Here is a 6,651-nt window from a genome sequence, read left to right as displayed (position 1 = left end):
CTGTCGGTGTGGGGGTGGTGGCGGAGGGAGGGCGGGGCGGGGGGGGGGGTGGGTGTCCATTAACCTTGGGGGTGAGTGCTGGTGTCGTGAGAGAGAGGTTCGCCCCGTGGACAGTGTCGACCGAGCGTCGAGCGGCCCGGTCGTCGTCGCCATTGACGGGCCCTCGGGGTCGGGGAAGTCGACCGTGTCGCGGGCGGTGGCCGCGCGGCTGGGGTTGAGCTTCCTGGACACCGGTGCGATGTACCGGGCGATGACCTGGTGGATGCTCGCCAACGAGGTGGACGTCGAGGACGCGGAGGCGGTGGCGATCGCCTGCGGCAAGCCGGTGATCGTGTCCGGGACGGACGCCGCGGGGCCGACCATAACGGTGGACGGGCAGGACGTGTCCGGGCCGATCCGCGGGCCCGAGGTGACCGCCAAGGTGAGTGCCGTGTCGGCCGTTCCGGCGGTGCGGGCCCGGCTGGTGGAGCTGCAGCGCGGCTGCGCCGCGCACGCCGAGCGCGGGATCGTCGCCGAGGGCCGCGACATGGGCTCCGTGGTGTTCCCGGACGCCACCGTGAAGGTGTTCCTGACCGCGTCCGAGCGGGCCCGGTCCGAACGCCGGGCCGCGGAGCTGCGGGCGAAGGGCGTGGACGAGGCGACCATCACCGCGATGGCCGCCGACCTGGCCCGCCGGGACGCCGCGGACTCCTCGCGGGAGACCGCCCCGCTGACCCAGGCCGCCGACGCGGTCCTGGTGGACACCAGCGAACTCACCCTCGACCAGGTGATCGACACGATCACCGCGCTGGTCGAGCGGAAGGCCGGCCTGACCGCCGCCCAGTAGGACCGAAGACAGCAACGATCATCCGACCGCGCGAGATCCGCGCGGTTCGCGCTGCCGCCTGGCAGGTACGCACGGCACGCCCCTGGGAAGGGCCGGGCCGGGAAACGGAAAACGGAACATGAGCAACGACACCACCGCCCACCACGGCGAGCTGGGCGACGCCGAGTACGCCGAGTTCATGGCGCTCGCCGCCGAGGAGGGCTTCGATGCCGACGAGGTCGACGCCGACCTGGACGGCCACGGCCCGCTGCCGGTGCTGGCGATCGTCGGCCGCCCGAACGTCGGCAAGTCGACCCTGGTCAACCGCATCATCGGCCGCCGCGAGGCGGTCGTCGAGGACCGCCCCGGCGTGACCCGCGACCGGGTCAGCTACGAGGCGATGTGGGCCGGGCGCCGGTTCAAGGTGCTGGACACCGGCGGCTGGGAGATCGACGTCCTCGGCATCGACGCGATGGTCGCCGCGCAGGCCGAGCTGGGCATCGAGCAGGCCGACGCGGTGCTGTTCGTGGTGGACGCCACCGTCGGCGCCACCGACACCGACGACGCCCTGGTCAAGCTGATCCGCCGGGCCGGCAAGCCCGTGGTGCTGTGCGCCAACAAGGTGGACGGCCCGTCCGCCGAGGCCGAGGCCGCCTACCTGTGGTCGCTCGGCCTGGGCGAGCCGTACCCCGTCTCCGCGCTGCACGGCCGCGGCTCCGGCGACCTGCTGGACGCCGTGCTGAAGGTGCTGCCCGAGGCCCCGCCGCAGCTGTTCGGCGACGGCCTGGCCCCCGGCGGCCCGCGCCGGGTCGCGCTGATCGGCCGGCCCAACGTCGGCAAGTCCAGCCTGCTGAACAAGGTCGCGGGCGAGGACCGGGTGGTGGTCAACGAGCTGGCCGGCACCACCCGCGACCCGGTCGACGAGCTGATCGAACTCGGCGGCAAGACCTGGAAGTTCATCGACACCGCGGGCATCCGCCGCCGGGTCCACCTGACCTCCGGCGCCGACTTCTACGCCTCGCTGCGCACCTCCGCCGCGCTGGACAAGGCCGAGGTCGCGGTCGTCCTGGTCGACGCCAGCGAGACCCTCGCCGAGCAGGACACCCGGATCATCTCGATGGCCGTCGAGGCCGGGCGCGCCGTGGTCATCGCCTACAACAAGTGGGACCAGCTGGACGAGGAGCGCCGCTTCTACCTGGAGCGCGAGATCGAGCGCGACCTGGTGCAGGTGCAGTGGGCGCCCCGGGTGAACGTCTCGGCGAAGACCGGCCGCCACATGGAGAAGCTCGTCCCGGCGATCGAGACCGCGCTGGCCGGCTGGGAGACCCGCATCCCGACCGCCCGGCTGAACGCCTTCCTCGGCGAGCTGGTCGCCGCGCACCCGCACCCGATCCGCGGCGGCAAGCAGCCGCGCATCCTGTTCGGCACCCAGGCGGGCACCCGCCCGCCGCGGTTCGTGCTGTTCGCGTCCGGCTTCCTGGAGGCGGGCTACCGCCGGTTCGTCGAGCGCCGGCTGCGCGAGGAGTTCGGCTTCGAGGGCACCCCGATCTCGATCTCGGTCCGGGTCCGCGAGAAGCGCAACCGGAAGAAGTAGGCGGGAACGGGCGAGAGGGCCCGCGGACGACTCGTCCGCGGGCCCTCTCCCCGTGTGTGCGCCGTGTGTGCGGCGGCGGCCGGCCGTTCAGGCGTCCCGGCCCGGGGGCAGGGAGAGCACCGAGCGGTGCCGTCCGCCCGAGGTGCTGCCGGCCGGGGTGCCGCTGCTCGGGGTGCTCCCGCCGCCCGGGGTGCCGAGGTAGCCGGTGGCCACCCAGCCCTGGCCGTTGGCGTGGGCGGCGGAGCCCTGCGCGGGCATGAACTGCGGGGCGCCCGCGACCTGCCCGGCGTACGTCTCGAACGACTGGTGCTGCTGCGGGTGGGCCGACCCGCCCGGGCGGTCGGCGGCCTCCCGGGCGTGCGTCGCCGCCGGGGCGGCCGGCTGCGCTTCGCGGACCGCGAAACCGGTGAACTTCATCCCCTCCTCGCCGGAGCGGTCGCCGGGCAGCGCCCGGAACATCCGCCGGTACTCGGAGTACAGCGTGTCGTAGATCGGGGTGGCCGACACCGGGTGCTCGGCGTCGTACGACGGGCGCATGTTCGGGATCGACCGGCCGGCGCCGCCGGGGCCGGACTGGGCGGGGGGACGGCCGGGGGACGCGAGGTCGTAGCTGTACACGTAGGAGCCAACGAGCGAGACCGGCTTGGGATGCGGGGGCGCCGCCCCCGGTGCTATCCCGGCCGGGGCGCTCGTGTCCTGGTCAACGGCGGTCCGGGCGGCCGGGGTTGACGGGTCGTCGGGGCCGCCCCCGGTGGCGGCCGGGTCGTTCACGGGGTCGGTCATCGGCGCGCCCCCGCTCTCAGGTGCCGGCCAGCGGGAGCATGCCGGCGGCGAGCAGGCCGCGGGCGGCGGCCCGGTCCATGGCGATCCGCAGCAGGTCCTCGCGGGGCTGGCGGCCGATGGTGCCGGCCGGCACCGCGTACATGATCACCTCGGACTTGCGGGCCGCCGCGGCCCGCCACCCCGGGGTGACCTGGAGCGGCTGGTGCGCCTGCCACCAGGCGGCCGAGCCGCCGGTCGCCGAGGGCTGCAGGATCGCGTGCAGCTGCCCCATCGCCATCAGCACCGACCAGCCGGCCCGCGGCCGCACCGGCGCCTGGTTGACGTCCTGGACGATCTGGAAGCCGTGCTCGGTCAGCAGCGAGAGGAACTCGTCCTCGCCCTGCGCGCTGCCCGGGCGCCCGATCGGGCCGGTCGGCTCGACCACCAGCGCGGCGTGCTGGGTGTCGCCGCACAGCACGATGCCGCAGGTCACGCCGAGCACCGCGGGCTGCGGCCGGCCGGGCGGCGCGGTCGGCGGGGCGGTGATCGGCTCCGGGATGCTCACCCGGACGGCCGGCTCCGGCTCGGGGGGCGCGGCCGCGGGCTGCACGGTGGCGTCCGTGCCCTGGCCGATCGACTCGACGGCGCCGCGCAGCTGCTGCTCGTCCACCGGCACCACCTGGGACGGCACGCAGCGGGCGTGCGCGAAGGCCAGCACCGCGGTCTCCTCGCCGACGAACAGCACGGTGCTGGTGGGCTCGCGCAGCGAGTCGCCCGGTTGTCGGCAGGAGGTGCAGTCGTAGGCGTCGGGGGCGTGGACGCCCGCGAGCAGGCTCTCGGCCTCGTCGTCGCCGATCTCGGCGCGTACGTCCTCGCTCACCTCAAGCATGCGCGGCACTGAAGACTCCTCGTTCGCCCTGACGTTCCGGGTGCTCGTTCGGGTACCCCCGGGCGGGACGTCCCGGGCGCGCGGCGCGGGGAGCGCCGACCGCCATTACCAACGGGAGGTTGTGGCTGGGGTCACGGGTGCGCGGCCGGGTGACGGGATTTGCCCGGCTTCTGATCACTCCGGGTGTGCGGAATGTCGCATTCTGTCGACGCTGTGCCCGACCTCACACCGGACAAACTGTGACCGGGGCCATATTCGCATATGGTTTGATCTTCGAAAAAGCGGATGAAATGGACATTTGGCTTCGATCGGCTTGATCGATACCGCCGGTAACGATGCTTTGACCTGGGACGACCCGAAAGTGTTTGGAGCCCGGCAGCCCGAATCGTAGGTTTTTGCCCGGTGCAACGAGCACCTCCCGGGTTCACCCCCGACGCACGGCCCGCCCTCCGGCTCACCCCGGACCGGCTCACCCCGGAACGCGGACCCTGCGCCCACCGGCGCGACGGCAGCCAGCCGCCGCCGGGGATGCGGACAGGTGGCCGGGGCGGCAAGCGGCACGTCCGACACGTGCACGGCCCGCCCACCGGACTTGGCGAGCGAACACGGCCCGGCTGGGGCCTGGTTCCGCCTGCCCCTCCCGGGAATGTTGAGAGGAATCTCATGACCTTCCGTAACGAGACCGCCGCTGCCACCACCGCCCCCAAGCGCAACCGCGTCCGCGCGGCCGTCGTCGGCGGCGCCCTGCTCGCCGCCCCGGTGGCCGGCCTCGTCACGGCCAACACGGCCTCCGCCGCGGACGTCTCCACCTGGGACCAGGCCACCAAGGCGCAGCAGATCGCCGTCGCCGAGAAGGTGCTGGCCTCGCAGGGCCCGGGCGCCTGGCCCGTCTGCTCCGTGCAGGCCGGTCTGACCAAGGGCGGCGCGCCGGCCCAGGTCGACACCTCTTCTTCGTCCAGCAGCTCGTCCTCCTCCAGCAGCTCCTCGAAGTCGACCTCCTCCTCGACCTCGACCTCGAAGTCGTCTTCGAACTCGGCCTCGAACTCGACCTCGTCGAAGTCGGACAGCACCGCCTCGGACAACTCCGCCAAGGCCTCCCGCTCCGAGTCCCGCGCCCAGGCCCCCAAGGCCGCCGCGCAGGAGACCCCGAAGCAGACCTGGAAGAACAAGTCCGCCGCGGCCACCACCGGCACCAACACCGCCGCCTCCGGCAACAGCTACACCGTGAAGTCCGGCGACACCCTGTCCAAGATCGCGGACAGCCTGGGCGTCGACTGGCACGCCCTGTACAACAACAACTCCGGTGTCGTCGGCGGCAACCCGGACCTGATCTACCCGGGCCAGGTCCTGTCGGTCTGACCCACCCCCTCGGAAGCACCGCTTCCCCCGGGGCCGCCCGTCGGCCCCACCCTGTCGGCGTGAAGCCGCCACCCCGCGTGCGGGGCGGCGGCTTCCGCCGTTTCCGCGGTGCTGCGGGTTCCGCGGTGCTGCGGGTTGTGGGCCGCGGGTCGTGGGCGGTACCCGCTCGGCGGTGTCCGGAGGGTGGTGCGGCGGGCGCGGTGCGTAGCGTCGGGGGATGCGGATACCTCGGTCGTACCGGCGGGCGCTGATCGTGCTCGGCCTGCTGCTCCCCACCGTCGTCGCCGGCGCGGCCGGCCCGCCCGCCGCCGCCCGGCAGAGCGTCTCCGACCTGGTCTGGGACCGGCTCGCCGACTGCGAGAGCAGCGGCGACTGGCAGGCCGACACCGGTAACGGCTACTACGGCGGCCTCCAGATCTGGCCGCCCACCTGGCGCGAGGCCGGCGGCCTGCGCTACGCCGACCGCCCCGACCGGGCGAGCCGGGCGCAGCAGATCGCGGTCGGGGAGGAGATCCTGCGCCGCCAGGGCTGGAACGCCTGGGGCTGGTGCGCGCGGCAGATCGGGATGCTGGAGTGAGCGGGCCCCGGCGGGCGGCTACCAGGCGCGGCCCTCGGGGAGGGCGGACAGCTCCGGGGCGGAGAGGTGCGGGACGCGGAAGACCGCCGTCGAGCCGTCCGTCGCCTGTTGCGGTTGCTGAGGCTGCTGCTGTTGCTGAGGTTGCTGCGGCTGTTCCGGGGCGGCGCTCCAGAGGGTGAGGCGGAGCAGTTCCCAGCGGGTCGGTTCGAGGGCCAGCACGGCGGTGTGCACGCCGGGGCGGCGGGCCAGTTCGCGGAGCTGCTCCACCTCGCGGTCGACGTGGGCGGCGAGGGCCAGCGGGTCCGGGTCGGTCGGGACGGCGGTCAGCCGGCGGACGGCGGTCCCCGGGACGGGGTCGGTGCGGCGGGCCGGGCCGGAGAAGTGCGCGAGGACGGTCCAGTGGTGGACGGCCGGGCGTCCGAAGTCCCGGACGATGTTGGCGAAACCGCCGCCGCCGACCAGGAACTCGGCCGCGGCCCCGTCCGAGCGCCACACGTAGAACGGCGCGTACTGGTTGACCGGCGAGCCGTCCGTCCCGCGCTCGCGCAGCAGCCACGCCTTGAAGCCGAGGCCCGGGCGGTTGTCCAGGATCGGGGCGCCGGCCTTGATCCGGCGGCGGATGACGTCGAGGTCGTAGTCGGCGGGCAGGGTGATCTCGTACTGCT

At 73.9% G+C, this 6,651-nt stretch carries 7 protein-coding genes; 4 read left to right on the top strand and 3 right to left on the bottom strand.

Annotated features, from left to right (window positions below; genetic code table 11):
- Positions 1-106 precede the first annotated feature (106 nt).
- Positions 107-826, top strand: coding sequence for a (d)CMP kinase (cmk, locus tag IH44_RS0139060; RefSeq protein ID WP_030464614.1), 720 nt, complete (start codon positions 107-109; stop codon positions 824-826).
- Between the two features lie 118 nt (positions 827-944).
- Entirely contained in the window at positions 945-2,399 is a 1,455-nt protein-coding gene (der, locus tag IH44_RS0139055; RefSeq protein ID WP_030464613.1) for a ribosome biogenesis GTPase Der, read from the top strand.
- Positions 2,400-2,486: 87 nt separating this feature from the next.
- Here the strand turns inward: der and IH44_RS42070 are convergent, their stop codons facing one another.
- A complete protein-coding gene (locus IH44_RS42070; RefSeq protein WP_035957847.1) occupies positions 2,487-3,182 on the bottom strand; it encodes a hypothetical protein in 696 nt (231 codons plus the stop codon).
- Positions 3,183-3,198: 16 nt separating this feature from the next.
- Positions 3,199-4,050: a hypothetical protein gene (locus tag IH44_RS0139045; protein WP_030464612.1), complete on the bottom strand. Its 852-nt coding sequence runs from the start codon at positions 4,048-4,050 to the stop codon at positions 3,199-3,201.
- 663 nt (positions 4,051-4,713) lie between these two features.
- Between IH44_RS0139045 and IH44_RS0139040 the strand changes: the two genes are divergently transcribed.
- Entirely contained in the window at positions 4,714-5,409 is a 696-nt protein-coding gene (locus IH44_RS0139040; RefSeq protein WP_051818273.1) for a LysM peptidoglycan-binding domain-containing protein, read from the top strand.
- A 217-nt stretch (positions 5,410-5,626) separates the two neighbouring features.
- Positions 5,627-5,986, top strand: coding sequence for a transglycosylase family protein (locus IH44_RS0139035; protein ID WP_037877503.1), 360 nt, complete (start codon positions 5,627-5,629; stop codon positions 5,984-5,986).
- A gap of 18 nt (positions 5,987-6,004) precedes the next feature.
- Here the strand turns inward: IH44_RS0139035 and IH44_RS0139030 are convergent.
- Positions 6,005-6,651: DUF4865 family protein (locus IH44_RS0139030; protein WP_035957844.1), on the bottom strand; the 647-nt coding region annotated here is incomplete at its 5' end.

Origin of the sequence: Kitasatospora sp. NRRL B-11411 (genome assembly GCF_000721345.1) — a bacterium.
Taxonomy (GTDB): Bacteria; Actinomycetota; Actinomycetes; order Streptomycetales; family Streptomycetaceae; genus Kitasatospora; species Kitasatospora cineracea.
Note: the sequence above shows the minus strand (reverse complement) of the source record. Positions and strands in the feature narration are given on the sequence as shown.

Coding starts and splice junctions, on each gene's coding strand:
- IH44_RS42070 (WP_035957847.1), bottom strand. CDS start 3,182: ATGACCGACCCCGTGAACGACCCGGCCGCCACCGGGGGCGGCCCCGAC.
- IH44_RS0139035 (WP_037877503.1), top strand. CDS start 5,627: ATGCGGATACCTCGGTCGTACCGGCGGGCGCTGATCGTGCTCGGCCTG.
- der (WP_030464613.1), top strand. CDS start 945: ATGAGCAACGACACCACCGCCCACCACGGCGAGCTGGGCGACGCCGAG.
- IH44_RS0139040 (WP_051818273.1), top strand. CDS start 4,714: ATGACCTTCCGTAACGAGACCGCCGCTGCCACCACCGCCCCCAAGCGC.
- IH44_RS0139045 (WP_030464612.1), bottom strand. CDS start 4,050: ATGCTTGAGGTGAGCGAGGACGTACGCGCCGAGATCGGCGACGACGAG.